Origin of the sequence: Leptospira stimsonii (assembly GCF_003545885.1) — a bacterium.
In the GTDB taxonomy this organism is placed as follows: domain Bacteria; phylum Spirochaetota; class Leptospiria; order Leptospirales; family Leptospiraceae; genus Leptospira; species Leptospira stimsonii.
The window spans coordinates 596,991-623,593 of record NZ_QHCT01000003.1 but is presented as its reverse complement, the minus strand read 5'-3'; the positions used below and the strand labels follow the sequence as shown (position 1 = coordinate 623,593).

Annotated in this window: 21 protein-coding genes; 13 read left to right on the top strand and 8 right to left on the bottom strand. The window is 43.5% G+C overall.

All coding sequences use genetic code 11. The features are described from left to right. Positions 1-850 precede the first annotated feature (850 nt). The 5 genes from DLM75_RS14330 to DLM75_RS14315 form a co-directional block, all read right to left on the bottom strand. Entirely contained in the window at positions 851-2,017 is a 1,167-nt protein-coding gene (locus DLM75_RS14330) for an aromatic ring-hydroxylating oxygenase subunit alpha (RefSeq protein ID WP_118969147.1), read from the bottom strand. A gap of 225 nt (positions 2,018-2,242) precedes the next feature. Further along, positions 2,243-2,734, bottom strand: coding sequence for a hypothetical protein (locus DLM75_RS24705; RefSeq protein WP_241547930.1), 492 nt, complete (start codon positions 2,732-2,734; stop codon positions 2,243-2,245). A 40-nt stretch (positions 2,735-2,774) separates the two neighbouring features. After that, positions 2,775-3,110: an IPT/TIG domain-containing protein gene (locus tag DLM75_RS24700; protein WP_241547928.1), complete on the bottom strand. Its 336-nt coding sequence runs from the start codon at positions 3,108-3,110 to the stop codon at positions 2,775-2,777. Positions 3,111-3,410: 300 nt separating this feature from the next. Beyond that, a complete protein-coding gene (locus tag DLM75_RS14320) occupies positions 3,411-4,217 on the bottom strand; it encodes an HET-C-related protein (RefSeq protein ID WP_118969146.1) in 807 nt (268 codons plus the stop codon). A 186-nt stretch (positions 4,218-4,403) separates the two neighbouring features. Then, positions 4,404-4,865, bottom strand: coding sequence for a DUF2721 domain-containing protein (locus tag DLM75_RS14315; protein ID WP_118969206.1), 462 nt, complete (start codon positions 4,863-4,865; stop codon positions 4,404-4,406). Positions 4,866-5,540: 675 nt separating this feature from the next. Between DLM75_RS14315 and DLM75_RS14305 the strand changes: the two genes are divergently transcribed. Continuing rightward, on the top strand, positions 5,541-7,445 hold the full coding sequence (locus DLM75_RS14305; protein ID WP_118969144.1) for a phosphoethanolamine transferase family protein: 1,905 nt from the start codon (positions 5,541-5,543) through the stop codon (positions 7,443-7,445). Positions 7,446-7,636: 191 nt separating this feature from the next. On the opposite strand, the gene DLM75_RS14300 is transcribed toward DLM75_RS14305, so the two are convergent. Next, a complete protein-coding gene (locus DLM75_RS14300) occupies positions 7,637-9,613 on the bottom strand; it encodes an LTA synthase family protein (RefSeq protein ID WP_118969143.1) in 1,977 nt (658 codons plus the stop codon). A 363-nt stretch (positions 9,614-9,976) separates the two neighbouring features. Between DLM75_RS14300 and DLM75_RS14290 the strand changes: the two genes are divergently transcribed. The 6 genes from DLM75_RS14290 (at position 9,977) to DLM75_RS14260 (ending at position 15,773) form a co-directional block, all read left to right on the top strand. Beyond that, positions 9,977-10,684, top strand: a complete 708-nt coding sequence (locus DLM75_RS14290; protein ID WP_118969205.1) for a TetR/AcrR family transcriptional regulator — start codon at positions 9,977-9,979, stop codon at positions 10,682-10,684. Between the two features lie 15 nt (positions 10,685-10,699). After that, entirely contained in the window at positions 10,700-11,515 is an 816-nt protein-coding gene (locus DLM75_RS14285) for a secretion protein HlyD (protein ID WP_118969141.1), read from the top strand. Next, positions 11,515-12,753, top strand: coding sequence for an ABC transporter permease (locus DLM75_RS14280; protein ID WP_118969140.1), 1,239 nt, complete (start codon positions 11,515-11,517; stop codon positions 12,751-12,753). Before DLM75_RS14285 ends, DLM75_RS14280 begins: the two co-directional genes overlap by 1 nt. Before the next feature lies 1 nt (position 12,754). Next, positions 12,755-13,471 (top strand): ABC transporter ATP-binding protein, encoded by a 717-nt coding sequence (locus DLM75_RS14275; protein ID WP_118969139.1) that lies wholly within the window; start codon positions 12,755-12,757, stop codon positions 13,469-13,471. A gap of 62 nt (positions 13,472-13,533) precedes the next feature. After that, positions 13,534-14,754, top strand: coding sequence for a hypothetical protein (locus DLM75_RS14270; protein ID WP_118969138.1), 1,221 nt, complete (start codon positions 13,534-13,536; stop codon positions 14,752-14,754). 629 nt (positions 14,755-15,383) lie between these two features. Next, positions 15,384-15,773 carry a hypothetical protein gene (locus DLM75_RS14260; RefSeq protein ID WP_118969204.1) on the top strand — a complete coding sequence of 130 codons (390 nt, stop codon included), beginning with the start codon at positions 15,384-15,386 and terminating at the stop codon, positions 15,771-15,773. 610 nt (positions 15,774-16,383) lie between these two features. Here the strand turns inward: DLM75_RS14260 and DLM75_RS14250 are convergent. Both DLM75_RS14250 and DLM75_RS14245 read right to left on the bottom strand, forming a co-directional pair. Continuing rightward, on the bottom strand, positions 16,384-17,241 hold the full coding sequence (locus tag DLM75_RS14250) for an A24 family peptidase (protein ID WP_118969135.1): 858 nt from the start codon (positions 17,239-17,241) through the stop codon (positions 16,384-16,386). Then, positions 17,225-18,337: a pyridoxal phosphate-dependent aminotransferase gene (locus DLM75_RS14245; RefSeq protein ID WP_118969203.1), complete on the bottom strand. Its 1,113-nt coding sequence runs from the start codon at positions 18,335-18,337 to the stop codon at positions 17,225-17,227. Before DLM75_RS14245 ends, DLM75_RS14250 begins: the two co-directional genes overlap by 17 nt. 165 nt (positions 18,338-18,502) lie before the next feature. On the opposite strand from DLM75_RS14245, the gene DLM75_RS14240 reads away from it, so the two are divergent. The 6 genes from DLM75_RS14240 (at position 18,503) to DLM75_RS14215 (ending at position 26,603) form a co-directional block, all read left to right on the top strand. After that, the gene (locus DLM75_RS14240) at positions 18,503-21,535 is read left to right on the top strand and encodes an AAA family ATPase (RefSeq protein WP_118969134.1); all 3,033 of its coding nucleotides are present in this window, start codon (positions 18,503-18,505) and stop codon (positions 21,533-21,535) included. Between the two features lie 212 nt (positions 21,536-21,747). Continuing rightward, positions 21,748-23,067, top strand: a complete 1,320-nt coding sequence (locus DLM75_RS14235) for a hypothetical protein (RefSeq protein WP_118969133.1) — start codon at positions 21,748-21,750, stop codon at positions 23,065-23,067. A 182-nt stretch (positions 23,068-23,249) separates the two neighbouring features. Then, complete coding sequence (gene smpB / locus DLM75_RS14230; protein ID WP_069607876.1) at positions 23,250-23,735, top strand: SsrA-binding protein; 486 nt, start codon at positions 23,250-23,252, stop codon at positions 23,733-23,735. Positions 23,736-23,756: 21 nt separating this feature from the next. After that, complete coding sequence (der, locus tag DLM75_RS14225) at positions 23,757-25,229, top strand: ribosome biogenesis GTPase Der (RefSeq protein ID WP_069607875.1); 1,473 nt, start codon at positions 23,757-23,759, stop codon at positions 25,227-25,229. Then, positions 25,226-25,876 (top strand): glycerol-3-phosphate 1-O-acyltransferase PlsY, encoded by a 651-nt coding sequence (gene plsY / locus DLM75_RS14220; protein ID WP_118969132.1) that lies wholly within the window; start codon positions 25,226-25,228, stop codon positions 25,874-25,876. Before der ends, plsY begins: the two co-directional genes overlap by 4 nt. Next, positions 25,851-26,603, top strand: coding sequence for a hypothetical protein (locus DLM75_RS14215; RefSeq protein ID WP_118969131.1), 753 nt, complete (start codon positions 25,851-25,853; stop codon positions 26,601-26,603). Before plsY ends, DLM75_RS14215 begins: the two co-directional genes overlap by 26 nt.

Here is a 26,603-nt window from a genome sequence, read left to right as displayed (position 1 = left end):
CCGGGGTGTTAGGTCACGCTACTTTTTCTGGTTTCAAAGACTGATAAAAGCTCGGTAAGAAATTGCCGGGCTTTTTTTGTTTTTAGGGGAAGGATCCGGGGTTATTTCTCAGCTTCGCTGAAAGCCAAACCCTTTCGCTTCGCGGTGTTTGGCAATCTCGCTCCCTATGGGTCGCTCTCTTTTACGACTTCGTCGTAAACCAAACACAATCGCTTCGCGGTGTTTAGCAATCTCGCTCCCTATGGGTCGCTCTCTTTTACGACTTCGTCGTAAACCAAACACAATCGCTTCGCGGTGTTTAGCAATCTCGCTCCCTATGGGTCGCTCTCTTTTACGACTTCGTCGTAAACCAAACACAATCGCTTCGCGGTGTTTAGCAATCTCGCTCCCTATGGGTCGCTCTCTTTTACGACTTCGTCGTAAACCAAACACAATCGCTTCGCGGTGTTTAGCAATCTCGCTCCCTATGGGTCGCTCTCTTTTACGACTTCGTCGTAAACCAAACACAATCGCTTCGCGGTGTTTAGCAATCTCGCTCCCTATGGGTCGCTCGATTGGTCACTTCTTTTTCTCATTTCAAAGTCTGATAGAAGCTCGGTAAGAAATTACCGGGCTTTTTTTGTTTTGGATGAGGAGAACGATCAGAAACGGTTCGATTTTTGCGAATTTTTGTCGGAATTCCGACGGTGCGAAAGGTAAGATTTACTCGCAGAATCTGTGTCATCAAATCAGAAAAGTTTGTTCGGTTCTTTCTGAACCATTCAGCACTTCCATTCGACAAAGCGACGTTAGAGGGCAGGTGCTCGAGGTCGCTATGGTAGGCTTTGTTTTTTTTAAAGTTGAGTAGGAATTACGACTGATGAAATTTCCCGGTGTCGGTATGCTTTGAGAAAAAGTTTTGGATACAATCGTGAAAATGAAAGATTCCCGGTTCAAAAGAACTTGGGTAAATAAAACCATCCCTGCTTAACCCTGCTTGAATTTCCTCCGCAAGAATTATATCTTCCGAGATCGTTCTATAAAAGAACTCCGCGTTATATTCCCAATGCCGTTTCATTCTTTCTGTTTTTGCTTTTTGAGGAATCATGACCGCTTGTGTACAGAGGGTTCTTTCTTTTGAAATCGGTTGAAAGTGAATCATCGCAAAATGATCTCGAAAGATGACAAGAATCGTAGATGGGAAGAGGAAGTAGCTGATGATCAGATCCTTTCTCGTGGGAGCGGACGTTTCCGCAAAGGTTCGATTTGGAATCAGAACCCTGCTGTGCTCTCCGATCGGATCGAAGATGGAAGCATTTTTCGGAATCACTAAAGCAACGGAATTTTTATGAACGGTTGAAATATGATACGATTCAAGAAAAATCTCGACCCCAACTTTCCAATTATAATTTCCTTCCGTTGTTTTGATCTCATAGGGAACATACGAGTCGAATGCAAAACGTTTAAGTTCTTCAAAAACGGGTTCCAAGTGCTCCAGTGCATTCCTCTGAAGACCGACGAACAAAATTCCAGCGAAACTTCGAATCGCTACTTCCTGAAGACCTCTTTCCGGAACCTTACAATCCGTTGTGAGCAATTTACCGTCGAGTGAGTAGGTCCAGCTATGATAAGGGCAGACCACTTTTTTCAGAGGTTTTTCCCGTCTCACGGAAACCAATCTTGTTCCTCTATGTATGCAGGAATTATAATATGCACGAAGAATATTGTCTTCATCCTTCAAGATGAGTAAATCTCTATCTCGAATCTTACGAAGAAGATGATCACCCGGAGATGAAATTTGATTCTGAAAGCCAGCAAAGGCCGCCCTATTTTCCAGAAGAATTAGATCCGCAGAATAAGCTTCCTCGTTCGTATAGAAATCCGTTTTTTGGAGTGGTCTATTTTCCGCTCGGAGTGACTCGATACTCGAAATTTCAGGCATTCCATTCTTACTCTGTTTGAAAATTCTTTCCAGAACTTCTTCGGAAAAGGGTAAAGACTTCGGTCGGGTCGATTCTACAGTTTCTTTTTCGAACATCAAAGGAATCCTAATTTATTAGAATAGAAATAAGAAAATACGAATAAAATAACATTCTACTATTCTAAACTTGACTTCATTATTCTGAAATTGTGACATTTTGAACGAAGACTCCTTTTCTTCGGTCCGAGTTCTTTTTTTGGGAATGGAATTATAAATGAGAGCGGGTGGTTGAAATCAAAAACGGTTTTCCAGATTAGGAAAACCGTTTTGAAGGAGAAAAAATCAAAAGGATTGAAAAATCGCCTTGTTTGGATTGGGAGAATCGAACCCTTCCTGAGTGCACGTTTGTTCCGCGTAACCCGGATCAAATCCGAAACCATCGATAGAATAATAACTCCTCGTCGTCAACCCGGAAGCGGATGGGAAGGTACAACGTCCAGTTCGACTCGTCGCGATGTAGGCCGCGTTCACGCTATTGCAACCGGAAGAGGTGGTGGCCGTTGTCCCGGTTCCCATAAAATCGTAACACCTCCTCTGGCTGTCGATTTCATTCAACGTGGAGGTGGGAGTGATTTGTCCGTTCGCGATATGAGTTTTAAAATTTGTCGCAAAGGCACCGGAAACAAATTTTATCTGAACGATGTATGTTCCCGCCGCTAAATTGATTTTTTCAAATTCAGGATCCGTTCCCGTCGCGAGCATGGTTGAGGCAAAAGTTGGAGACGTACAATAGTACAAATCCGGCTTTGCCCCTTTGTAATCGAAACTATTCACGATGTGATCTCCCGCGGATGGAGCAAAAAAAGAATAAAAACTACTCAACGTCGTCCTTGGAAGAAACCCTCCCGATCAGAGGATTTGGTTCATTGAGAGCAATCACCGGTGAGAGGCTATATCGAATCGTTTTTGAAAATATGTTCTCGCCCGATTTCGTAATTGTGATTGGTACGGTCGAATTTTCGGAAACACCCGAAAGTGAATTCATCTGGAATGTGAGAGTATTAAAATTTAGTAAATTGATACCCGCCGCGCTGACTCCGTTGATCGTTACCGAATACTGAGAAGTTGTCCCTGAAAAGTCGCTTCCGGTAATCGTAGTCGTACTTCCAGGGATTCCGAGTTCCGGGTAAAAGTCGGCGACATTTTCCAAATTGAAAACGGTAAACAGCAGAAGAAATGTGTCTGTATCATCCTAAGAGCCGCCTTTTTTACAATCGGAAAGAAAAATTAAAAGGATCACCGTCGGAATCAATGCGACTATTTTTTCATTCGAAGAACCCTCGTGAAAAATCAACCTATCTTGTCGATACTTACCTTTCTGTGTAGTAGAATCAATGTTGAGAGTGAATCTCGGGAATTACGTAGAAATTTTGAAAGACTCCGCGTTGGTACGGATCGTAAATTGAAGTCGTTTTCCATTTTCAAAAAAAGGCATTGATCGAAGAGATTCTCATTCGCTTCTCATTTTGAAGACGGCATTGTTGCAAGAAAAACTTACCTTTTTTGGAATCAGACATAGCATCAAATTCTTATGGTTGCTTTGATAGGCATCGACGAAATATTGAGTGGTGTGTTCGACGGCGTGCAGACCGGCCCACTCGTGGAGATTAACGTTTTGGTTGTTTTCGATCGGATTCCCTCCGCGAAGGGTTTTTTCTGAATCCTTATTGAGGCAGAGATGAGTCGCAAAGGGTTGAAACGTTTTCATTTCATCAAACGAAAGGTCTAAACATTCCACTGCTTCTTCTTCGTGATGAATGACCGGCGAAAGGTCGTAATAGCCGGTCTGTATCTCGGGTCTGGTTAATAGAAGCCAAGGTTCTTCCAAAGGAGCGAGCGAAGATTGATTCGGATGATTCTCTGCCCAGTTGCTGTGCGCATAAAAATCTTGAATGATATGCGTAGCGTGTCCCAAATATCGCATCGAGTCCGTAAAGAGCGCCGCCTTTTCCGATTTTGATTTTAGATTTCTCAGTTCGATTCCGCATCCAAAAATATTATTGTTATCGCAGTGAAATTCTTCTTCGTTCATGAGGTCCGAATCCGAACGAAGATTTCCTTGAAGGATCATCTCTTGGCAATCGACCCGGATTTCGTAACCGGTCTTTTCCGTAAAATCTCGAAACGATTCCTTTAAAATCCGAACATGATTGAAGGAGCCTGCCGGACCAAAGGCGTTGAGGGAGAATGAAGGAAAGATATCCAATAAAAGAAATGCAAGCGGAGCAAATCCCGCAAAAGAAGTAATCTGTTTCATAGTAAGTAAGTAATTACTTATTAGACCTGGTATTTTTTTGAGGTTCGAAAAAATGAAAAAAAATCGGAATATTACGAGGGGGTGAAGGAAGCGAAATCCAATGTAAGAGGAGGTATTTTGATAAGCGAAATCGAAAAGAGAAAGAATGATTTCCTAAGACCGAAATCGGTTTTAGGCGAGGTTCGTTTATGGATTGGAATTCGAATCCGGAATTTTACTGCCTAAAAACTCTGTGAGATCGATCAATCCCTTGATAAATTTTAAATTATATCGACTTTCATAGAGCAGAAAAATGCTCGCAATAAAGAGAGAAACACCGCCGAAAAGAGCCATCAGAGTCGCAAACCATGAAAAATCAGGAAATAAAGCCCGGGAGAACGCAAACCCTAAGCTAGAAAGAACAAAAAGAGAAGTGGCGGTATAAAGAAATGCCATCGATCTTTGGATCAGGACGGCGCGGATTCTTTGAATTTTAAGCTGAACTTTGAGATTTTCCATTCTTTCCGATGGATAGGTCAGCTTCCCCGCAAGAACTCCTTCCACTTCCGCCTTGAGAAGATTGACTCGGTCAAAAATTCGACCCAAACGATTCGCGGTTGAAAAAATAAGACTGGCACAGGCGGTGATCATCACTGCGGGCGTGATCATTCCTGTCAGGATGCTCGTGTTGGATAGAGATTCAAAGAACACGAGCAATGCTTGTTTTGCTCTGCTATTTTGTCGATAAGAATTGGTTTTCCAGTTCGCCACTTCTTTGGAGTGAAAGAACAAATTCGAATCCTAGTCTTTGTCAATCGATCGGCGGATTCTTCTTTGAACTTGGCATCTTGTCGACGTTAGGTGATGGCTTTGGTTTTTGCGACCGTTTTGAATATTAGAATGATTCGAGATAATTCCTTTTTACATAGAATTTATGCGATTGGCGGATTCTTTTTGCCCACCTCGTTTCGACTCGATCGATCTCCATTTTTTTTAGCGGAGGAGAAGATTCTCTCTTTTCGATCTATTCGTTTGTTAAAATGAATTCTTTGATTGGAAAATGTATGTTGGAGCGGGAATAGGCGAGGAATTCGGTAATGTTTTTTATAAAACCGTATATTCTCTTTTGAACGAATGGAAAGACATTTTTGCGCGGTGATTTTGAGGTTATTTTTCTCCCGTGTGGGAAAAAAACTTGATTTGTAGGAGCTTTCAAAAAATAAACAAGTAAGCAATTGCTTACTACAAAAAAGTTCGGGAAAAACTTCCGGTCCATATCGGAAGAAACATAAAAATCTTTTGCTCAAGTTTTCCGATTCAGAACGGGGTGTTTTCTTGCTTTCAATGATCAAAAAGAAATGGAACGGTTTCGTTTCCGATTTCCAATTTAATATCGTTTCGATTTTTATCTTACCTTCCATCATTCTTCTAACGGATGTGATTCTTCGTTGGAAAATCGTAAGTCAGATGGAAAGGCTACAATGGTCTTATTATCTACTTTCCTTTTTTTACTCGATCTTGATCTACTCGTTCCTTCTGCTGTCATTGAATCTTTTACTTTCCTTTTCTAAAAAGGGATACTGGGCATTTCTTACTTACGTCAGTTTAGCATATTCGATCTGTCTCGTGGGTTCTTACGGTTATTATTTGTATTCCGGTATCATGCCGAACTTTTTCGTTTTCTCCTATATTTTTCAAGAACCGTTTAACAGTTGGACCATCTTTAAGGGAGGACTTACGATCTGGAGTTTTATTGGCTTTATTCTACTTTTTTTATTTCTCTTCGTTACACTGAAAGTAGCTTCTTCGTTTCCGAGACCCTCTCGTTTTCTAAAAAGTCGATTTCTTTCTCTGAGTTTTGCCATCCTTCTTTTCGCCGCATTCTTTCATAATAACACTCGCTTTAACGATCAGATCTACGTTTCGGATACAAATTCCATTTCGTTTATCAATCGGAATATTTATAATATTCTAACCGGAGACAGGTTGGGCTCCGCTGGGTTGCAGTCTCGAAATAAACCGATTCTCAATCGAAGTTCGAATCCTCCGAAAATGAATATTCTCATCATACTAAGCGAAAGTCTTCGCAGAAAAAGTATGAGCCTTTACGGATATGAAAGAGATACTACCCCTTTTCTCAATCATTGGTCTAAGAATCCGAACGACGGCTCGGTAGTCGTATTCAAGAAAGCGTTTTCAAATTCGAGCTCCACTTTGATTTCGGTTCCAAGTTTGTTATCGGGAGTGTCTCCGATTCAACCCGTTTCTTTGACGCACAGCGCTCCCTTATTTTGGGAATACGGACAGGCCGCCGGTCTTTCCACGTTTTACATTTCCAGTCATAGTTTTCGTTGGAATAATTTCTCGGGTTTTTTTAAGAACGCCGGGATCGATTTTCTGTGGAATAAGGAAATCAGCGGTCACAACGTTTTTAACGATATCGGAATCGACGACCGCAAGACGGTGGAAGAGTTCGAACGTCACGTGAAAGGGCTGAAGGAAAAGAATCAAAACTTTGCAGGCGTTCTTCATCTCAATACAAACCACTTTCCGTACATCATTCCGGAAGAATCGATCGTATTTCCGATCGGAAAGGACGCATTTGCTCCGTATGACAATTCCGTCCGCTATTTGGATCAACTTCTCGAAAGTGTTTTTCGTTTTTTACAAAAAGAGAATTTATCAAAAGATACCCTGGTGATCTTTACTTCCGATCACGGAGAAGGCATTTTCGAACACGATTATATCGGTCATATCGAAAGCAATCACATCGAGACCGTAGCGATTCCGATGTTGTTCTATATTCCAAATCCGTTAAAGAATCGGATTCCCTTGGATCGACTTAGGAACAATGTGGAACGGAACGTTTCGAATACGGATTTGATTCCTACGGTTGCAGATATATTAGGGGTTTCTAATCAATTAGAAGTGAAGAATTATCTCTCCAAGCTGGAAGGTCGTTCCCTTTTTTCCAACATCCCGGATGATCGTCGTATTTTTATCGCGAACAATAACGAAACCTCCCTCTACAGAGTCGGTATGAGTTATATTCAAGGAAATCTGCACTATATGCTTCGTCTGAACGCGTTTCCTCCCGATGAAGAAGCCTACGACATTCAAGTTGATCCGAATGAGAAAAAGAATCTTTGGCCGTCCCTGGATTTAAAAAGAAAAAGAGAGATCCGAAAACAATTGGACGGTTGTAGTCTTTGCCAGGACTTATATTCCACTTCCGGAATTCAATTTTGATCTGAGGCAAAAAGTTATTCTCTTTTTTGAATATAACGAAATCGAAAACCTCGGACGAATTCAATCTTCGTCCGTCGATTTTTTTATTTCTAAGTCTGTTCCGACAAACCTGCTTCCCCCGAAAAATAGATTGCTACGGACTTAAAGTCCGTTTTCAGGTATAACGGGGGAACTTGCAACTTTTTGTGATCCTAAGGTTTGTTTAACTGGATCAACTCGGTTTCAGAAGGAAAGACGATATTCTTATTCAATAAATCATAGCTGAGATTGAGATAGGCTTTTGCCTTTTTGCTCATCTCTTCGCAAACGGACGGGTCCTTTTCGCAGAAATTATTTTTTTCACGAGGTGGGACGATATTGTATGAAAGGTCTTCTATTCCGTCAAAAAATCTCAGATAGAAGTGTTCGTTTTCGATCCAGCCAAAGAGGTTTCCATAAGCGAAGTAGGCTGTTTGAGTTCTTCCCGGGGCTAAAAGATTTCTTCCCATCGCGGAGAAAGCCGCTTTTTTCCCGACGAGGCCGAGAATTGTGGGAATCACATCCAATTGTGAAGCTATGGTTTCGTCTAACGCGGGTGCGATTCTTCCGGGAGCGTAGATGAGAAAGGGTACGTTTCTATCTTCGTAATAATCAAGATATCTGTGATGTGTGTGGTCGGCGACAAAAACGAAAATTGTATTCTTGAAATAGCCGGATTTTTCCGCTTGCGTGATGAAGTTGTGAACCGCCCAGTCTGCGTAGTTGTAAACGTTTAGGAAATCGTAATCCCTTGTTTTCGGACCGAAGATTCTAAATTTTTCCGATGGAGTTCGATAAGGGTAATGGGTCGTAAGTGTCAGAGCCAATCCTAGGATCGGTTTTTTCGAGGCGGAAATACGTTCATGCAATAATTGTAATACATCCGCGTCGTCGTATCCCCAAGCGCCGAGTTTGAACCGTCCCAATTTTGAGATTTCTTTTTCCCCCATAACCGTGTCAAATCCCCAATGCGGCATGAGTGTACTTTTGTTATCAAAACTGAGATCCCCTCCCGTTACAAAAAAAGTATCGTATCCCATTCTTTTGAAGATGCTTCCGATTCCGGAGAAATTTCCAAGAACCTGGTGTGTTCGAACCACGGTCAATCCTGGACGATCTGGGATTCCGGTTAAAATCGACATCATTCCGTTAGTCGTTCTTCCTCCCGACGCGATAAATCGATTGTAGAATCTTCCTTTTTTTAAGAGTTGATTGAAGTGGGGCGCTACTTCCTTTCCTTCTACGAGTCCGTCCGAAATCGGGCGAATGAATTTTCCGGTCCAGTTTTCGAGCATAATCAAAACGATGTTAGGCGGAGTTCCAGGATTGGTTTCTTTTTGAACCCGTAAGATCGGATACTTTTCGCTTACGAATTCCGCTCCTGGATATTCGATTTCCTTTCGAACGATCGTAACCGCTTCTCCCATTTCCAATTTTAAGAATTTTGGAATGGACTGACTTTTCAAATCCATGATCGAAGTGAAAACTCCGTTTAACGCGATATTGTTGACGAAGTTGTTTCCCGATACGATGGCATTCGTCGCACGAATCGGAGATTCTTGAATTCCGCCTCTGACTGCGATAATCGTAAGGATCAAAACGATTCCTAAATGAGCTCCGTAGGTTTTCCAAGATTCTCTTTTGTATTCGTATGGATTGTATTTTAGAAAAAGCCAGGTCGAGACTGGAAGGAAAATCAGCAAGAATCCGATTCCGATGATAAACGTAGTCGTATTCTGTTCCAAGGCGGACTTTAAAATCACACCCAGGTCTTTTCCGATAAATACGAATCCTTCGTAACCGATGTGTTTGTTTGCGTTTTCGAAGTATATGATATCGGCGATCAAATGTGCAATCATCCAGATCCCCAAAAGGATCGGAGTATATCCCCAAAAAAACCGATAGGCTTTGAAACGATTCAAGTAAGGAAGAACGGATAAGAATGCGAATACCCCGAGGGTCATGCCGATTACTGCGAGATCGAATCGAAATCCCAAAAGAAACGCGATTGCAATTTCGTCTAACGGAACTCCGTGTAGACGATACCAATATACCGAAAGAAACGCGATCTTGTATAAGAGTAAAATGACGGCGAAGTAGACTACGTAACTGAAAATCAATTTGAGATGAGTTGGTATTCTTTGAAACATTCTGGCTCTTTCTAATTTATTCTGGGACTGATCGGATCGAAGGACGTTTCCTCAGGTCAAACCCGATTCTTATAATAAGCCGGAACGGAGGCAGACGCTCAAGTCAAAAACAAAAGAAATCGAACGCGGATCCAGATGAATCCGGTTACAAAATGGAAACGAAGGTTTCGTTTTGTCCCTTTGTCGATTCGATTCTCCGTATGTATATCGTTTCGAATTCGAGTGAAATTTCAGTTCGCTAACGGTTTCACTACGGATTTCCTCATTTTATTTTTTTGGAAATGGTTGAAGATTCTTCTTTCCTCGCTTGACAAAAGAGCTGTCCTGATTAAAATGAGTGAGTAATCACTCACCATGGAAGAAATCAAAGAAAGCATTGAGCTGGATCCGAGTTGGCCAGAGGGTCAAAAAAAGATATTTTTGGCGGCGATGGAGATCTTTGCTCAGAAAGGTTTTTCCGCTACGACGACGGGAGAAATCGCAAAGAAGGCTGGAGTCGCCGAAGGGCTGATCTTCAAACACTTTAAGAGCAAGAAGGAACTCCTTCTTAGCCTTGCAATGCCGATTATGGAAGGTTTTATCGCTCCTCTTACCTTAAAACGGATGAAGGTGATTTTCTCCCAAGAGTTTAACACTTTAGAAGAATTCCTACAGGCGGTCTTTGAAGAGAGAATCTCCTTTATACGAAAGAATCGAAATTTGATCCGAATCATTGTGCAGGAAGCGTTGATCTCGATCGAAATTCGTGCGATCTTAGAAAGAGTTTTCAAACAAAGGCTCGCCCCTTTGATCATAGAACGCCTACAGTCGTTTCAAGAACGAGGGATGATTCGGGACATTCCGATCCTTTCCGCGTTTCGACTCGTGGCTACAAATCTTGCCGGCTATATTCTTCTGACAGAGATATTCTTTCAACCCGGTGAGGACTGGGATGGAGAAGCCGAAATCAAACGAACCATAGAGTTTGTCGCAAGTGGTCTCGCCCCTAAAAAAATAGAATCTCCGGTTGCAAAACGCCAAGCGAAGAAAAAGAGAACGTTCCCTAAAGCTACAAAGGGGAAAAAAAAGTAAGCTGGAGTCAGTCATATGAACGTCGTAGTCAACACACTTAAATCATTATTCAGAATTTATAAGTCCTTGCGACTTCCTTATCGGATTCTTTACACGGCTCTTCCGATACTCGTGATTCTTGTGATTCTACAATTTAGAAACAAACCGAAGGCGGATGACTTTGCCATCTCCGGGCCGATCTCCGAAAAAGCTTACGGCTTGGGAACGGTTCATTCTTTGGATACGTTTCGTTTCCGAGTTGGAGTGCCGACGAAGGTTACTAAGGTTTTCGTTCTGGAAGGAGACGAAGTGTTTCCCGGTCAGAGCCTTTTGCAATTGGAAGGTCTCGCGACCGTTCGCTCTCCGATTCACGGAATCGTTTCCGATGTCGGTTATCATGAAGGAGAGGTTGCGTTCCAGTCGATGCAGGCCGTCGAAGTGTTGGGTGTGGGTTCGAAGTATCTGGTCGTCGCCCTCGATGAGCAGATTCTACTTTCCGTAAAAAAAGGACAAACCGCGCTCATACGCTTTGAAGGCAAACCGAATGAAGTCGTTTCCGGAAAAGTGCAAGGAACTTTTTCTCACGCAGGTCAATTTTTTGCAAGAATCGAGGCCTTCCGCTTTCCGGAGGGTGTTCTTCCCGGGATGACCGCAGACGTCGCGATCGAAGTCGGTAAACGGGATAGCGCCGTATTGGTTCCTCGGAAATACGAAAAGAAACAGAGAATTATAATATTCAGAAATGGTAAATCTTCGGCGGTCTCCTTTGTTCCGGGACTCAGATCGGAAAAGTTTATAGAAGTCAAAGAAGGCGATATTCAACCGGGAGATTTACTCTCCGAGGCGCCCTGATGTTGTTCATAGCGCTCAGGCAGATGCTCGTTAGGGGAAAGCAGACCCTGACGACACTTTCCGGGATCGTTCTAGGAACGGCGGCCTTTATCATCATATCCGGAGTTCTCTTGGGATTTCGAGGATATCTCATCGATCAATTGATCAACGCCGATTGCCATGTTCGGATTTCTCCCAGACAAGAGATCATTCAGGCGAATTCCATGGACGATTTATTTCCGAATGAGAACGTGTTCTGGCTTTCTCCTCCCTCCGGCAAGCGCGGGTCGAATCATTTGAACCAGGCGAGTCTCTGGTATGAACGACTTGATAGGGACCCAGCCGTCGAAGCGTATTCTCCTCAAGTAAGCGGACGAATCTTTTTATACTCCGGTTCCAATCAGGAAGCTGGAAAGATCATAGGAATCATTCCGTCGAGACAGATTCAAATCACTCCGCTCGCGGAATACATTACAGAAGGAAGTGTGGAATCCCTCGCGGCAGGAAATCGACTGATTTTGGGGGACGGCCTCGCGAAACTTTTAGGTTTGGGCCTGAACAAAACGGTCTGGATCACGGCTGGCCTTCAAGAAAGAACTCCGTTTCGTATTTCCGGAATCTTTCGATCCGGAAACAAAGCTTTGGACGATAGTATCGCCTATGGACTGTTATCCGAAGTCCAACAGTTGACCGGTCAGTCCGGAATGATTACGGACATCGCAGTGCGTTTGAAGGACGTAAACCAATCTATGCAGAAGGCCGAGGAATGGAAGAAACTCGGGGACGAAAAAATTCTAAGTTGGCAGGAAGCGAATTCGAGTTTTTTCGCGATCTTCAAACTGCAAGACGCGATCCGATATTCCATGACCGCCGCGATTCTGGTAGTCGCCGGATTTGGAATATATAATATTTTGAATGTGATTATCAATCAGAAAAAAAGGGAGATCGCGATTCTTCGTTCCATAGGGTTTCGACCGAAAGAGGTCTTGATGATTTTTTTGATGCAAGGGGTGATTCTCGGAGTGGTGGGAGGAATCATCGGACTGATCGTCGGATTCTTAATTTGTTTGAGAATCGAATCCCTTCCTTTTACGAATCCTTTGTTTTCGGCGGGAGCGAGTTCGATGGTGGTTTCGTTCGCGCCTTCGATTTATTTTCAGGCGTTCTTACAATCGATGGTCGCTACATTAATCGCGAGTTGGATTCCTGCCAGGTCGGCCGGTAAACTTTCCCCGATCGAAATCATACGAGGAGAATAGAATGCAGACCGCTGTTCAAAATGGAATCTCCGTTTTTAATCTTCAAAAAACGTTCGGAAGCACGGAAATCATCAAGGGTGTGAGTTTGGATATTGAAGAGGGAGACTACGTTTCTCTTACGGGAAAGTCCGGTTCGGGAAAGAGTACTCTTCTATATATGATCAGTTCTTTGGATCCTCCGAGTCTGGGTGCGATTCATATCGACGGCAAAGATATCTATCGAATGGACGAAGAGGAAATTCACGAGTTTCGAAACAAAAGAATGGGTTTTATCTTTCAGTTTCACTATCTTCTTCCGGAGTTTACGGCTTTGGAAAACGTTTTGATGCCCGCGAGAAAGGCGGGACTATTGAACGAACGTCAAAGTTATGCGGAACATCTCTTGGAAGAATTCGATCTCAAGGACAGAATGAACTACAGAATCAATCGTCTTTCCGGGGGCCAGGCTCAGAGGGTTGCGATAGCAAGGGCGCTCGTGATGAATCCTAAGTATATCTTCGCAGACGAACCGACGGGCGCCCTCGATTCCGCCAACACCAAAGTGGTGATGAATATTCTCGCAAAGGTCAATCGGGAGATCAATACGACCATCGTCGTGGTCACACACGACCCGGATTTCGCCGCAAAGACCAAAAGACAGATTCATCTGGTGGACGGAAGGATCGTATCTGGTAAGGAATGGGAAACGATTCAGAAGGTATCGAAAGCAAGCCGCTGATTATTTGAATTTGAGAAAGTTTTGAGATAGGCCGTACGGACGCGATATTAAATTCTACTTCCATGCTATGGAAGTTTCCTAAATTTAAGTCGGGTCAGCTGAGGAGATGGGAATATCTGCTCCCAACGGGATCCGCGAAGGAAACCGAACAAACCGCGAAGAGGATCATCAGCGATTCTTATCTTCCGAAAATGTCGACACCGTTTCTCAAAGTTCTCCCTGGGAAAATTTTACTCGAGAATGCTAACTTTCGTCAGGCACTCGAACTCTTGGTAAGAATTCCTTGGGTTCGGGACTTCCGACTCAATCTGGGGATGTATCCTCTCAAACGTTCTTTTGATTTTAAGGAATTCGAAAACTCGTTACGGAAATCCGAGATTCTTCCTGATGATTGGGATCTTCAGTTTCATCCTCAAGTCAAAGGTGCAACCGAATGGACCCCGGAAGATCTGAGAAGGCTCTGGGAAACGGAACACACGAACCCCGCAAGCGGGAAGAGAACGACCGAACTCAGCGCGATGATCATGGACGACGAGATCGTGATGAACGTAAGTCTTGCAGGCGAACCGCTGAATCAAAGGGGAAAGTTTAAACCTCTTTCCAAGTCCGCACCCATCCGGGAAGACCTCGCAAGATTTTTGATCCAGAGAATGCACAAGATTCTTCCCAATCCCGATGCCGTTTTTGTTCCGTTTGCAGGAACGGGAACCCTGATTCGAGAGTCGGTGGATTCGATTTTTGGAGTCGGCTTTCCACATTATCAGAGAACTTTTTTGTTTCAGGACATGGGAGAATTTCCGGAGTCCACTTGGGACTTTCTGAAGAAAAAAACTCTTAAACCCCCAGGTAAGAATCCGATCGCAGTTTGGTGGAACGAACTCAACGAAGAGACGTTTCAATACACGTGCAAGAGAATGGATCAATATCAGGCTTTCCTAAAGGAGTCTCAGATCTTGGATTTGGTTTCGATGCAACAATGGAAAGGTGATTTTTTTACAGGCTCTCCGAATGAAATCTGGGAAAGTGTCGGTAAGCCGAAACGGATTTGGATGCCTCTCAATCCTCCATATGGCTTGAGAATGGAAGCGGGTGCGACGAACGCGTTTTATAAGAAGTTAGGCGAAAAACTCAAACTTTGGTGGGAGCTTCCCGTTGAAATCAGCGGTTTGATTCTTTGTCCGGACGAAGATTCTTGGTCCATTCTCAATCGAAATATGGGAATCAAAACGGATACGATTCATGTGACGCACGGAGGAGTGGATCTCAGAGTCGTTTATTTTTGATTCGGGAAGAATGAAAAACGTATTAGAGTTATAGAATGTGTTTTCGTTTCTTTTTTTCGAAGCGAAAACTTCCTCTTCCTTGTAAATAACCCTTCGAGCCAATCCTAAGATCGATCGGATCGGACCTCTTTCGAAAGTCTTTTCTATACGAGCCCAATTCAAAAAGGTTACAGCAATCTTTCCCATTCCAATCAGAAAGAGGAAGGGGAAGGGAATCCGTTTTCTTTAAAATCCTCAAAATCATATTAGAAAAAAGTAACCTTTTTCCAAGAACCCTCGAAAATATTTTCAAAGAGTAAATCGAGCTCTAAGTTATAAGTAAGGGTTTGAATTTTGTCCTGATTTCCTTTTTTAGGAACCGATTTCTCGCATCCTTACAAAGAATTTGAAAGTCGAATGCTCTTTTTGATTCGGAGATTTATTTTCTGTGGTTCATTTTATTTTTATGAGAAATATTTTGATTTACAAAAAAATCGAGTCAATGAAGTAAACACTATGACATAAATGTAGAAAATTTGCGTTATTCGACATCGAAGAATTATTTTTGAAACTTGTTGCTCAAGGTGCATTTTGAGTTTTGGGGTTTTTCGATCTTGAATCCGCCGTTTCGATTGTGGAGGAAAAAGGTTATGGTTGGAATTTGGGGAGCTGAATCGAGTTTGTTTTTGTACATCCTCGTCTTTTCAACGTTCTTTGTTTTTGCGCTTCCAATGTTTTTGGTGCCGCTTCGATGGGCGGCAGTTTTGGGTTGGGAAATTCCTTCGCAAGGGAATTTGTCCATTTACTACGGACGTTGTCTTGCGAGCGTGATGAGCGTGCTTTGTTATATGGGGTTTGTTGCCGCAGGAAATCGAGAGGTGCAACCGTTTTACTTTAACATTCTATTGGGATGTTTCGGATTGATGGTCATCGTCCATGCTTACGGGGGAATCCGAAGAATTCAACCTTTGAGTGAAACAATCGAGACTGGTTTCTGGTTGATTCTTTTTTTCTGTGGGCTCTTTTTTTATCCGATTTAGGAGAACGCCCCCGACTTGTTCGGTGATTCCTTTTTAAGGAGAATTTCCCTCGTCGGAACAACGACGAAGCTCTTCTGTGAAACGCGGGCGGCCCCACCCTGATTGGGTGGAGGAGGAGGGCTCGCGGGAAAACTCCGGGAGACATTCCTCTATCACAAAATTGCGCTTCCTGCAAGGAGAATTTCTCTCGTCGGAACAACGACAAAGATCTTCCGTGAAACGCGGGCGGCCCCACCCTCATCGGGTGGAGGAGGAGGGCTCGCGGGAAAAATTCGGGAGACTTTCCTCTATCACAAAATTGCGCTTCCTGCAAGGAGAATTTCTCTCGTCGGAACAACGACAAAGATCTTGGATCTTTGTCGTTCTAATTCCTTTCTCAGAATAGGGGTGAGCTTGATTCAGGTGCGGTTCAATTCTCAAAAGAATGTGGCAAAAAATTCTCTCTCGTTTGAAGGATTCTAACAGACTCCTCCGAAAAAAGCCGGGAAAAAAGAAATCTTACCAAGAAAAATTTTTGAATCTTCTTAAATCAGAATGGATTCATTTTTGAATCTTCAATTTCATTTTTGTAAAACGGCTCTTTGGCTTTCTGTATGATTCGTTATTTTTTTTATTGTGGATTCTGATCCAAAAGATCGGAAAAGATCGGAATCGAAAGAAACTCCGATTCGAAAAGAATCTTCCCAAAAAAAGTCAGCACCGTTCCTAAACCGAAATACAAACCCATCGGAATCGGAGTTCTTCGAAGGCTTTCGCCTTTTTTACGAAGCGCGACTGTAAACAAAACCGCAGGGATATAAGAGGCGTTTAAAAAAAACATCCACCAAGGATGACCTGCGATCATTGCAAGAACCGGTGCAAAGAGAACGTCTCCAAAACCGATTCCACCCGGAAAGAAAAAAAACAAGATCAGAAACGCGGCAAAAAAACCTCCGAAGACAAAGACCTCGTTCCAACCAGGGAGTTTGCCGTTCAAAAGATAAACTGCGGTCAAACCGAAGAATAAAATCCAAGGAAGATTCTCATAATCCAAAGAAAAATGATACGCATCGGTCAGACAGGAAATCAGAAGATGACCGCATAAAAACAAAAAGACAAAACTGAAAGCAGGATTTTGGGTAAGAACAAAACACAAAACAAAAATAGAAAAAAAAGAAAATTCAACCAAAGGGAAGATCACAGGGATCGGCTTTTTACATTCTTTGCATTTTCCTCTTGAGATCAGATAACCCACAACCGGAAGAAGTTCCGGATAACGGATCTCTTTTCCGCAATGATCGCAAGCGCTCGGAGAAGTAAAAATTTGTTTCCACTTCTCCCCAAAAGAAAGAGATTTTCTTTTTTTACCGTAATAGTATTCTAAGATCCGAAATCCTAACGTAACGTAAAAACTTCCCAAGGAAACCGCGCCGAAACTTCCGAATCCCAAAAAGATCCAGAAGGTCAACGGATCAAGCGAGTGAAACAAGCGCTGAAATTCCCTTCTTCAAATTCTCCCATTCCGATGCGAAGCTGATCCGAATGTAATTCTTAGAATCGGCAAAGATATAACCAGGAACCAAGATCAATTCCTTCTCTTTGATGGCCCTCAGAACAAAATCATCGTCTTTTTCTTTGATCTTGATAAAGAAGTAGAATGCGCCTTCGCTCTTTTCCACCTCATAGTGATCTTTTATGGAATCGTAGACGAAGTCCCTTTTTTCTTTGTAGTCTGCTATGTAGGAACTCATATCCGTTTTGAGTGCTTCGATTCCCATCCACTGAGTGACGGAAGGAGCGCAGACGATCGTATATTGTTGCAGAGTAGTTAATGCTTTTGTAATGGGTTCCGGCGCGAGAATGGAGGACAAACGAAGCCCAGTCATACTGTACGTTTTGGAAAAACCGGAAAGAGTTATCGTCTTCTCGTAAAAAGAACCCGCCGAGATAAACTTCTTATCATAGTCGAAGAGTTCGTAGATCTCATCCGAAATCAAATAGGCTCCGGTTTTCTCCGCGAGTTCTGCGAGTGCTTCCAATTGTTTCCTGGAAAGAATTTTACCCGTGGGATTGGAAGGAGAAGAATAGATGATAATCTTCAGTTTTTTATTGGAGAATTCCTTTAGATCTTCCGGTTCGAAGGATTGATGCACCGTGTTCATCTTTCCCCCGTAGATCTTGATATAGGCGGGATACATCAAAAAGTGGGGCGTGACTACGAGACATTCGTCTCCTTCGTTTAACAACGCGTTGAATAAAAGTAAGAATGCGGAGCTGATTCCGGAAGTGACCAAAATTCTTTCTGGCGTCGCATAGGAGATACCGTTAGTCGTCTTGTATTTTTCCGCAAGAGCGGAACGAAGTTCCGGAATTCCACCTGTGAGAGTATAAGCCGTTTTTCCGTCTCTGAGCACCTTACAACCAGCTTCGATAATATTCGCGGGACAAGGGAAATGCGGCTGACCGATGGAAAGATTGATCGGGTTTTTTAAACTCCCCGCGAGTTCGAACGCTTTGCGGATCGCGGAAGTGTCGAGGCCTTGGATTCGATTTGCTAAAACATATTCTAATGGATTCTGACTCATACTAGATCCTTTTTGAAATTTCCATCCGAGAGAACCACTGCAAAACGGTCTTCTCAAATGAATCATCTCGAAAAGTTGATTTGGTAGTCAAACAATTCAAACCGTTCAAAATATAATTTCGGGAATTCAGGTTGCCAGAGGATTCTACCTGATAATCTTTGAGTCATGGAAACCGTAAAAATCGCCGGTCTGAATGTTCCCGTTTCTAAGTCGGGAATCAACACAGGAAGTCTTGGATCCGATCTCGTTGAGACCGATTCCACCGTTCGTAATCTATCCAATATCCTCTATCCACTTCTGGAAGGAAAACCCGTCCTCCTCGTGGGAGATGCCGGCGTGGGAAAAAACGCTCTCATCTATTATATCAACTTCATGAGAAAACATCCCACTTCTCGTTTTAGTTTTAACGAGGATACACTTCCGGAAGATCTGATCGGGTCGTATCGAATTCTCATGGACGGTCAAGGTTTTGCATGGTCGGACGGGCCTTTGACTGCGGCGATTCGTTCGGGCCAGAGCTTCGTCGCCGACGAGATGAATCTTTGTCCTCCGCATATCATCAAACGATTCTCCACAGTTTACGAGTCCGCCTATTTAGAGTTAATCGAAGGAGACGGCTCGAGAATTTCCTGCGGCGACGGTTTTAATTTTATCGGAACCCAGAACCCCTCCGAAGGGTTTGAAGGAAGAAAGCCGCTTCCTTTCGACATCACCCGATTCTTCTCCGTAATTTTTATCGATCCTCATACTCCTGATGAAATTCTCTTTATTCTGAAAAAACTCTATCCTGCCTTGAGCGAGTCTCTTCTTCAATCCTGCATTCGTATTTCTTTGGAGACGGAGAATCGTGTGATCACGGGTAAGCTCGGAAAAGGCGATCTGGAAAAGTATCACTTCAACATTCGAAATCTAAAAAAACTCTGTAATCGTATTCTCGGCTTAAAGGCCGAAACGAGCGAACTTCAGTTTCGTGAGTTCTGGAATTTTTATGTGGAACCGTTTCGTAAAAAAGAAGACAGAGACCTTCAAGTCGAACTTTTGTTAAACGAAATCGGACTCAAGATGACTCCGGAACTTCCGGAACCAACCTTTCAAGTTCACAAAGGTTTCTTGTATTGTAACGATAAGGCATTTCCCGTTGTGGATGAAAACAAAGCGAAGAATCTTTTGAGTAGCGTTCCTCTTCCTCTGAAACTTCGCGAATTTTCCGAAAAGATTTTTACCGCGGTTCAGTTTCAGGAAAACGTTTTGATCGAATATTCGGAAGAACAGGATCCTCAGATTCTTCTTCCGCTCTTCACCGAAATTTCGGGTCTTCCTCTGGAGACCGTAAGTTTGTGCAAGGGAATTCATACTTCGGATATCATCGGAGCCTTGAAACCGATCAGCGGTTCCAAGGTGGATTGGGTGGACGGTCCTCTCACTCGTGGAATCCGAGAAGGCGGAAACATTCTCATCACAAACCTGGAAGCGGCAGGAGCCGAACTAGTAGAAAAATTGAATATGCTTACGGACGACGCTCGATCTCTCACTCTTCCTCCCGAAGCCGGAAGAAGCGAACCGATTCAGTTGACCGGGGATTCCCGCATCTTTGCCCTAAAACTTTTTAGAAAATCAAAATCGACCGCGACCATTTCCCGCGCGTTTCGAAATCGTTTTACGAGCGTCTTGTTTCCGGATCTCGAAGACGAATCCACGTTAACCGAAATTCTTTCCTTTTATCTTCCCGGAAGCAGTTTGATTTCGAAGATGGTGACCTTTCACACAAAGATCCGCGATCTCGCAAAAAAGAGAACGATCGGTTCCGCGAATCTTTTGCCGTATCTATTCGGACTTTCTAATCTTCTTTTCTGGAAGGATCATATTCTTCGTTATGCGGATGAAAAAATGGGAGAAGCGGGCCTCAAAGAAACCGCGGTGAGAGGCGGTAAGATCGCTTATACAAATCAGATCGCAGATCCGAAGGAAAGACAGGAACTCGAAAAAATCTTAGATTTCCAAATGTCGGGCATCGAAGTAGAATCCGATTTCTTCAAGGTTCTTGAGGATAAGAAAAAAAAAACTCTAACAACGGCCACCGACATTGAAAAAAAACGTTGGTGGAATCCCGAACTTCATAAAAGGGAAGCGTTAACCGGAAAGGCGAAACTTCTCAACTCGGGCAATCCACTCAAACGCGGAGTCGAAATCGACACCCCCGAAACGGGAGGTCAGATGAAGGAAGGCGCCGACGCTTGGTATGGTCAGGACACCCGAGGCAACAAAGGCCAAGGAGAACCCGCAGGCGGAGGCGGAGCTTGGGGTTATCGCACCGAAGAACTCTATAAACAATTTCTTGCCAAACGGAAGATCCTCTGGGACTACACGATCCAAGTTTCCTTAAAAGAATTCAAAGAAGTATTCGGTCAGAGTTTGGAAGACATCGAGCTTAATCTCGATCGTCTCTTTGATCCGGAGATCGACATCACGAGAATGTATCGAAACGAAGGAAATCGGATCGATACTCGGAAATATATTTCATTCTTATCCGGAAGAGGGGACTCGAAAGTTTTCGATCGTACGATCATCGATAAGAACGAAGAAAAACTCAAAGGTGTGGAAGTAGCGTTTCTCGTCTCCAAGTCGAGAAGGATCTTCAACTTTGAATACGCGGTCGCCGTGATTTCGGCGATGCTTTCTTCGGCGTATATTCTCAAAGAACACGAGGTGGATTTTTCGATTCACGCGTACTCGGATCGAAACAATAAGAAGGATCGGATCGATCTCGTTCCGATCAAACGTCTCGACGAAGAATACGACGACGCAAAAGAAGAGGAAATGTTCAATTATCTACGAACCGACTGGCAAGGAGACTCCGTAGAAGAGTATCAACTTCTCGAAAAAGTAGAATCGTATTTTTCGCCGGAGGCACAGACGAAAATTGTGGTAATGATCTCCGATTTTCGGGGACAAAGGGGCAAAGCAGAAGTTTCCGACGAAATCAATTCTCGGGACAACCGCAAACTCCACGCCGAAATTCTGAAAAACCAGAATCGGAACTACGTCTTTCTGGGAGTCGGTCTCGGAAGACGATACATAGCGGAACATCTGTTTCAGGATTCCATCCAGATCACTTCGGATAATTTTTACAATATGCCCAACCTGATCGGGACCGAACTAGGCAGATTGATTCTCACCCATCATAGCATGAGAAATTAATCGGAATTTGGCTTCCAATAAGATAAGAATTGAAAAAGGAAGAACGACTGTTTGAGTCGCCTGTTTTTCGGAATGAACCTCTTTTTTTTAGGAATGAACGACTGGAAAGAGCCTGCAAAACCCATTTCTTTGAAATGTTAGAATCACTTGGTAAGGGAAGAATGTTCTGAAGTTTTTTCCTTTCCTATTTGAACGAAGAGAGAGTGTCTTCTATGAAAGATAAAACGATGCGGATAAAGGCGATTGCATGTATCTACGCCTTCCTCGTAATTTTTTCACAATGTAAAACCGAATCATCCGATAAATCCTTGAACGCTGTAATGGCCTTACTTCTTTTCGGTTCGTCAAGCGCGGAAAACGTTAGTGTCCAGTTAATAACAAATTCAGGAGCGTCATCCTCGATTCTGGCTCGTTCGAATTCGGAGCAGATTTCCTTTCCACCAATCGAGTCGAATATATATGGTATTTCGTTCGATCAATTCGGAGATAAACAACCGGACGCGTTTCGAGATAATTTCATAACACCTAAGGCGGTTTCACTCAACGTGTGCGCGATTCTATTGTACAAATCTCAAGATCAAGGCGGTCCGGGCCCGGGAGCGGAATCCGTGTTTAATTTTGATAAGGTAATCTTCAGCATGGTCGATTTATCGTCGGAAAGCGAAATGCTTAAAAATCATTTAGGGTTAGGGAGCATCTGTCATCAATACAAATCGATCGGTTCTACAATCGGTTCCGATTTGAATTCGGAAATAAAGGCAGATTTGAAGGCGATCGGTAGCGAGCACGATCGTATTGGTTTGATTCTTCGATCCGTGACTTATTTCTTCTCCCCAACCGATGTTCCTGATCCCGAGTATCGTTATGTTGATCTTTCGACCGGGGTGACCATCAGTCGCGCATCGGATGGTCCTTTTGAGACGTTAGAAAGAGGGATCGTTAGTGCCTTGCTGTTCGCGGGAGACTGTCCTCCGGAGTGGCTGGAAACACCAGGATTTCTATTTACACCTTCTGAAAAAACCTTGGGAGGAGTCGGGTCTTCGGAATGTCGTTTTCGTCAATCTCAGATCGTAAGTAAGGTTGCTTTGCGAAATGGATCGGTGGCAACCGGAGTAAATACCCAGACTCTCAATCCTGGAAGTTATCTCGCCAATCAAAACGAAGCAGAGCTGGGTACTAACGTCGCTTGGTATCCGCATCCGTTCTATTATCCTCTTGGCGGAGGGTTTTTAGAAGACTTCGAGGGGCAACAATTTTCGAGTAGTCGATTGAATTCTCGGTTCGAAGCTTCGGGAAACTTGATCCGGATTCTTCCGATCCAAAGAAATGGATCGGAGCCGATTTCCCGACTACATATCGGACTTCGGGTCGATCGTGTCTTGTTTTGGGATTCAAATGGGGACAGCGTTTTCGCACCAAGAAGCGATGCGGACGACCGATCCTCGTTTCAACTTGGAGTTCATCCTTTGCATTCGAGTCTTAAGAATGTGACTTATTCGCTACCAGGAATTACCGCGACCTTTTCGCAATAAAAAGCAAAGTTTTCCCAGATTTTCGTCGCGGTCTTTCAAAAGACCCGGCGAAAAATGCGGGCAAAAATCGGAAATTAGCCCACCTAAAAAACTTTAATCTGTCGTCTTTGTGAAGCTAGATTGTTTTTCACTTGGCCTCGGTCATTTCTTCGAAAAACTGGATTTACTTCCGATAAAGTAAGATGGCAGACAAAAAAGAAGAATCCGGGCATTCGCCCTTGGTCAACAAAAAGGCCAAGTTCAACTTCGAATTGATTTCATTCATCGAAGCGGGCATCGTTTTGACCGGATCCGAAGTCAAAAGTCTTCGTGAAAAAAAAGGGAATCTTACCGACGCGTTCGCCAAGATCAAAAACGGCGAAATCTTTTTAGAAAACTTTTCCATCACTCCGTATAAAAACGGAGGTTACGCCAACCATCCGGAGATCCGAGCTCGCAAACTTCTTCTGCATAAGAGGGAAATCGAAAAGTTGGATCGTCAGGTAAAAGAGAAGGGTTTGGTTCTCGTCGCCACCAAGGTTTATTTTAAGAATAACCTTCGAGTGAAAGTGGAGATCGCCGTCGCCAAGCCGAAGAAGATACACGATAAACGGGATGACATGCAGAAAAAAGACGCACAGCAAGAAATCGCACGCGCCTTAAAATCTTCCAATCGTTACGATTCTTAGGCAGTTCAAATTAGGATCTATATGGCTAAAGCCAGAAAAAAAACAACCGAAGAATCGGACGAAATCGTTCCGATCAAAGCTCCTCGAAAAGAACCCGGCGAAATCATTCCCGTAGTATCGATCGTGGGAAGACAGAACGTCGGAAAGTCCACGCTCTTCAACGCGCTCTTAAAAAAGAAATTAGCGATCACCGAAGATTATCCCGGTGTGACGCGTGACGTTCTTTCCGCGAGAATCTATCAAGAAGACAAGGACTTGGATTTTTATCTCTGCGATACTCCGGGACTCGATATCGACAATCCGGATACGCTGGCACAATCCATATTAGAAGCCGCTTATAGACAACTCAAAGCCTCCGATCTCATCATCTTTTTATTGGATAAGAACGAGGTCACGCCGGCGGATCATACTCTTCTCGGTTATCTAAGAAGGGAACCGGAAGTCGCGAGTAAGCCGATCATCTACTGCGTAAACAAAGCGGACAAAGAACTCGACGAGTTCGATCTCGAAGAATTCTATAGAATGGGGCTCGCCGAAGTACTTCCGATCTCTGCGGTGGGAAGAAAGAATCTCGGACTTCTCCTGGAAAAGATTAAATTTTTCTTAAGCGGAAGAAAGCTCGGAAAAGTCTGGATCGAAAAGATGAATCCGGCGAAGAAGAAGGACGCACAACCGCTTCCTCTCGCGGAAGAAGACTACGAATTCCGTCTCGCGATCGTAGGAAAACCGAATTCGGGAAAATCCAGTTTGTTAAACGCGATCTGCGGATACGAAAGAGCCGTTGTGAGCGCCGTCGCCGGAACCACACGAGACTCGGTCGACACTCTATTAGAATTTGGTGATAGACGTTTACTTTTGACGGACACGGCCGGGATCCGAAGGCACAGTAAATCCGCGGAAGCTCTTGAATTTTATTCGTATCAGAGAACTCTCAAGGCGATCGACGGAAGCGATCTTGTAATCCATCTTCTGGACGCAAAAAAAGGATTCGGGGATTTTGATAAAAAGATCACCTCACTTTTGCAGGAAAAGGGAAAACCGTTTTTGATCGCGGTCAACAAATGGGATTCCATCGAAGACAAGAGCGACAAGACATTCAAAGAATATAAGGAAAAACTCTTTAGTCGGTTTCCTTTGTTAAACGAAGTCCCGATCATTACGATCAGCGCGACCGAAAAACTCCGGGTCAAAAAACTGGTGGATCTCGCCTTTGATCTCGCGACTCGTTCGCAGAGAAAGGTAAGCACTTCCGAGTTGAACAAAAATCTCAAGTCTTGGATGGGACTCGCGGGAAGATCTTTTTCCGCGCACCAACCTCCGAAGATGTTGTATTGCACTCAAGTGTCGACTTCTCCGTTTCATCTCATTCTTTTTGTAAATCACGTGGACTACTTCAAACCGAATCTCGTTTCTTTTTTAAAAAAGAAACTTACAGAAACCTATGAACTCCAAGGAATTCCGGTTCAATTGGAGTTTCGCTCGGATCGAAAATGAATTTTCTCTGGATCGTTTTTTTAAGTTTTGCCGCGGGTTCGATTCCTTTCGGATATTGGATCGCGCTTCACCTTGCGGGCGTGGACATTCGGAAATCGGGAAGTAAGAACATCGGTGCGACGAACGTAGGTCGTTTGGTTGGATGGAGATACGGGTTTCCCGTTTTGGTTTTGGACATAGCCAAAGGGGCGCTTCCGGTTTATCTTTCCGGTCATTTCTATCCCGAAGGAGGAATTCCGTTTCAACTCCTCTGCGGAGTATTGGCAATACTGGGACATATGTTTTCTCCATTCTTAAACTTTAGAGGCGGGAAGGGAGTTGCAACGGCGTTAGGCGTTTTTCTGGTTCTGACTCCGATCGCGTGTTTGGGTGCGGTTCTTGTCTTTTTAGCGGTTTATAAATTTTTTAAATTTGTTTCTCTGGGATCAATTTTTGCTTCCCTAACGCTTCCTCTCGTTTATGCTTTTTCCTCGGTTCTTCTTTTGCACGAAGAAGTTTCGTATTGGGTTTTAGGAACCATGATTTTTATCTCTATCGGGATCATACTGACCCATAGGGAGAACATTCTTCGGATATTAAATCAGTCGGAGTTGTTCGCGGTCAAAAACGAGGATCAAAAAAGTGATTCAGAGAGAAATCGACGATAACAAATCTCGCGAAGAAAAGATCGAATTCTTAGATCAATTCTTACTCTATCATCCCGTCTTTGAAATCGCTGATCTTTACAAATGGCTCTACTACGGAGAATTTGGAGAAGTAGAAAAACAGGAATTTTATACGGATCACACGGAAATCGTTCCGGAATTACAATCCATTCTGGACGATATCAAATCGGAAGAGGGAAAACCGTATCCCGATCGAGTTTGGGAGCCTCTCGGATTTTCGCAGAGATATCTTCTGATCTATCTTACGCCTTACGCGAAGAGGGATTATCCGATCAAGAGATTGGTCAATTTGATCCAGAGATCGACCGCGTTCCAAGGTTACCGGATGCGTTTTAAATTGGATTGGATCATACTAAAAGATCTGATCACCGAAAGGCTTCCGGTTTACACCAAACAAGAGTTTAACGACTTCGAGGATCGAATCCAGTTTCAACAACTTCCGGACGTGGAACTTTCCTCCACGTATAAGAGCGCGTATCCTTCCAAGTTTCGGGTCGTTTCCGCGAAGTTATTCTACGAATACTTTCCCGAATTTGTGAGAGAACCGAAAGGATTCTCCCTTCTCATGAAAATGAAAGACGAAGGAGAATCGGAACTTGTGTTACCGAAGAGAGAAAAAAGTTCCGAAAAGGTTTCGGCGATTCTTGCGGAAATTCCGGAGGAAGAAGAATCGGAAAACACGGAAAATTTTAATTTCGACGGTTTGTGA

What these genes read in the sequence shown, in the direction of transcription:
- DLM75_RS14330 (WP_118969147.1), bottom strand. Translation starts at nt 2,017, where the DNA reads ATGTTCGAAAAAGAAACTGTAGAATCGACCCGACCGAAGTCTTTACCC.
- DLM75_RS14320 (WP_118969146.1), bottom strand. Translation starts at nt 4,217, where the DNA reads ATGAAACAGATTACTTCTTTTGCGGGATTTGCTCCGCTTGCATTTCTT.
- DLM75_RS14315 (WP_118969206.1), bottom strand. Translation starts at nt 4,865, where the DNA reads ATGATCACGCCCGCAGTGATGATCACCGCCTGTGCCAGTCTTATTTTT.
- DLM75_RS14305 (WP_118969144.1), top strand. Translation starts at nt 5,541, where the DNA reads ATGATCAAAAAGAAATGGAACGGTTTCGTTTCCGATTTCCAATTTAAT.
- DLM75_RS14300 (WP_118969143.1), bottom strand. Translation starts at nt 9,613, where the DNA reads ATGTTTCAAAGAATACCAACTCATCTCAAATTGATTTTCAGTTACGTA.
- DLM75_RS14285 (WP_118969141.1), top strand. Translation starts at nt 10,700, where the DNA reads ATGAACGTCGTAGTCAACACACTTAAATCATTATTCAGAATTTATAAG.
- DLM75_RS14280 (WP_118969140.1), top strand. Translation starts at nt 11,515, where the DNA reads ATGTTGTTCATAGCGCTCAGGCAGATGCTCGTTAGGGGAAAGCAGACC.
- DLM75_RS14275 (WP_118969139.1), top strand. Translation starts at nt 12,755, where the DNA reads ATGCAGACCGCTGTTCAAAATGGAATCTCCGTTTTTAATCTTCAAAAA.
- DLM75_RS14270 (WP_118969138.1), top strand. Translation starts at nt 13,534, where the DNA reads ATGCTATGGAAGTTTCCTAAATTTAAGTCGGGTCAGCTGAGGAGATGG.
- DLM75_RS14260 (WP_118969204.1), top strand. Translation starts at nt 15,384, where the DNA reads ATGGTTGGAATTTGGGGAGCTGAATCGAGTTTGTTTTTGTACATCCTC.
- DLM75_RS14245 (WP_118969203.1), bottom strand. Translation starts at nt 18,337, where the DNA reads ATGAGTCAGAATCCATTAGAATATGTTTTAGCAAATCGAATCCAAGGC.
- DLM75_RS14240 (WP_118969134.1), top strand. Translation starts at nt 18,503, where the DNA reads ATGGAAACCGTAAAAATCGCCGGTCTGAATGTTCCCGTTTCTAAGTCG.
- DLM75_RS14235 (WP_118969133.1), top strand. Translation starts at nt 21,748, where the DNA reads ATGAAAGATAAAACGATGCGGATAAAGGCGATTGCATGTATCTACGCC.
- smpB (WP_069607876.1), top strand. Translation starts at nt 23,250, where the DNA reads ATGGCAGACAAAAAAGAAGAATCCGGGCATTCGCCCTTGGTCAACAAA.
- der (WP_069607875.1), top strand. Translation starts at nt 23,757, where the DNA reads ATGGCTAAAGCCAGAAAAAAAACAACCGAAGAATCGGACGAAATCGTT.
- plsY (WP_118969132.1), top strand. Translation starts at nt 25,226, where the DNA reads ATGAATTTTCTCTGGATCGTTTTTTTAAGTTTTGCCGCGGGTTCGATT.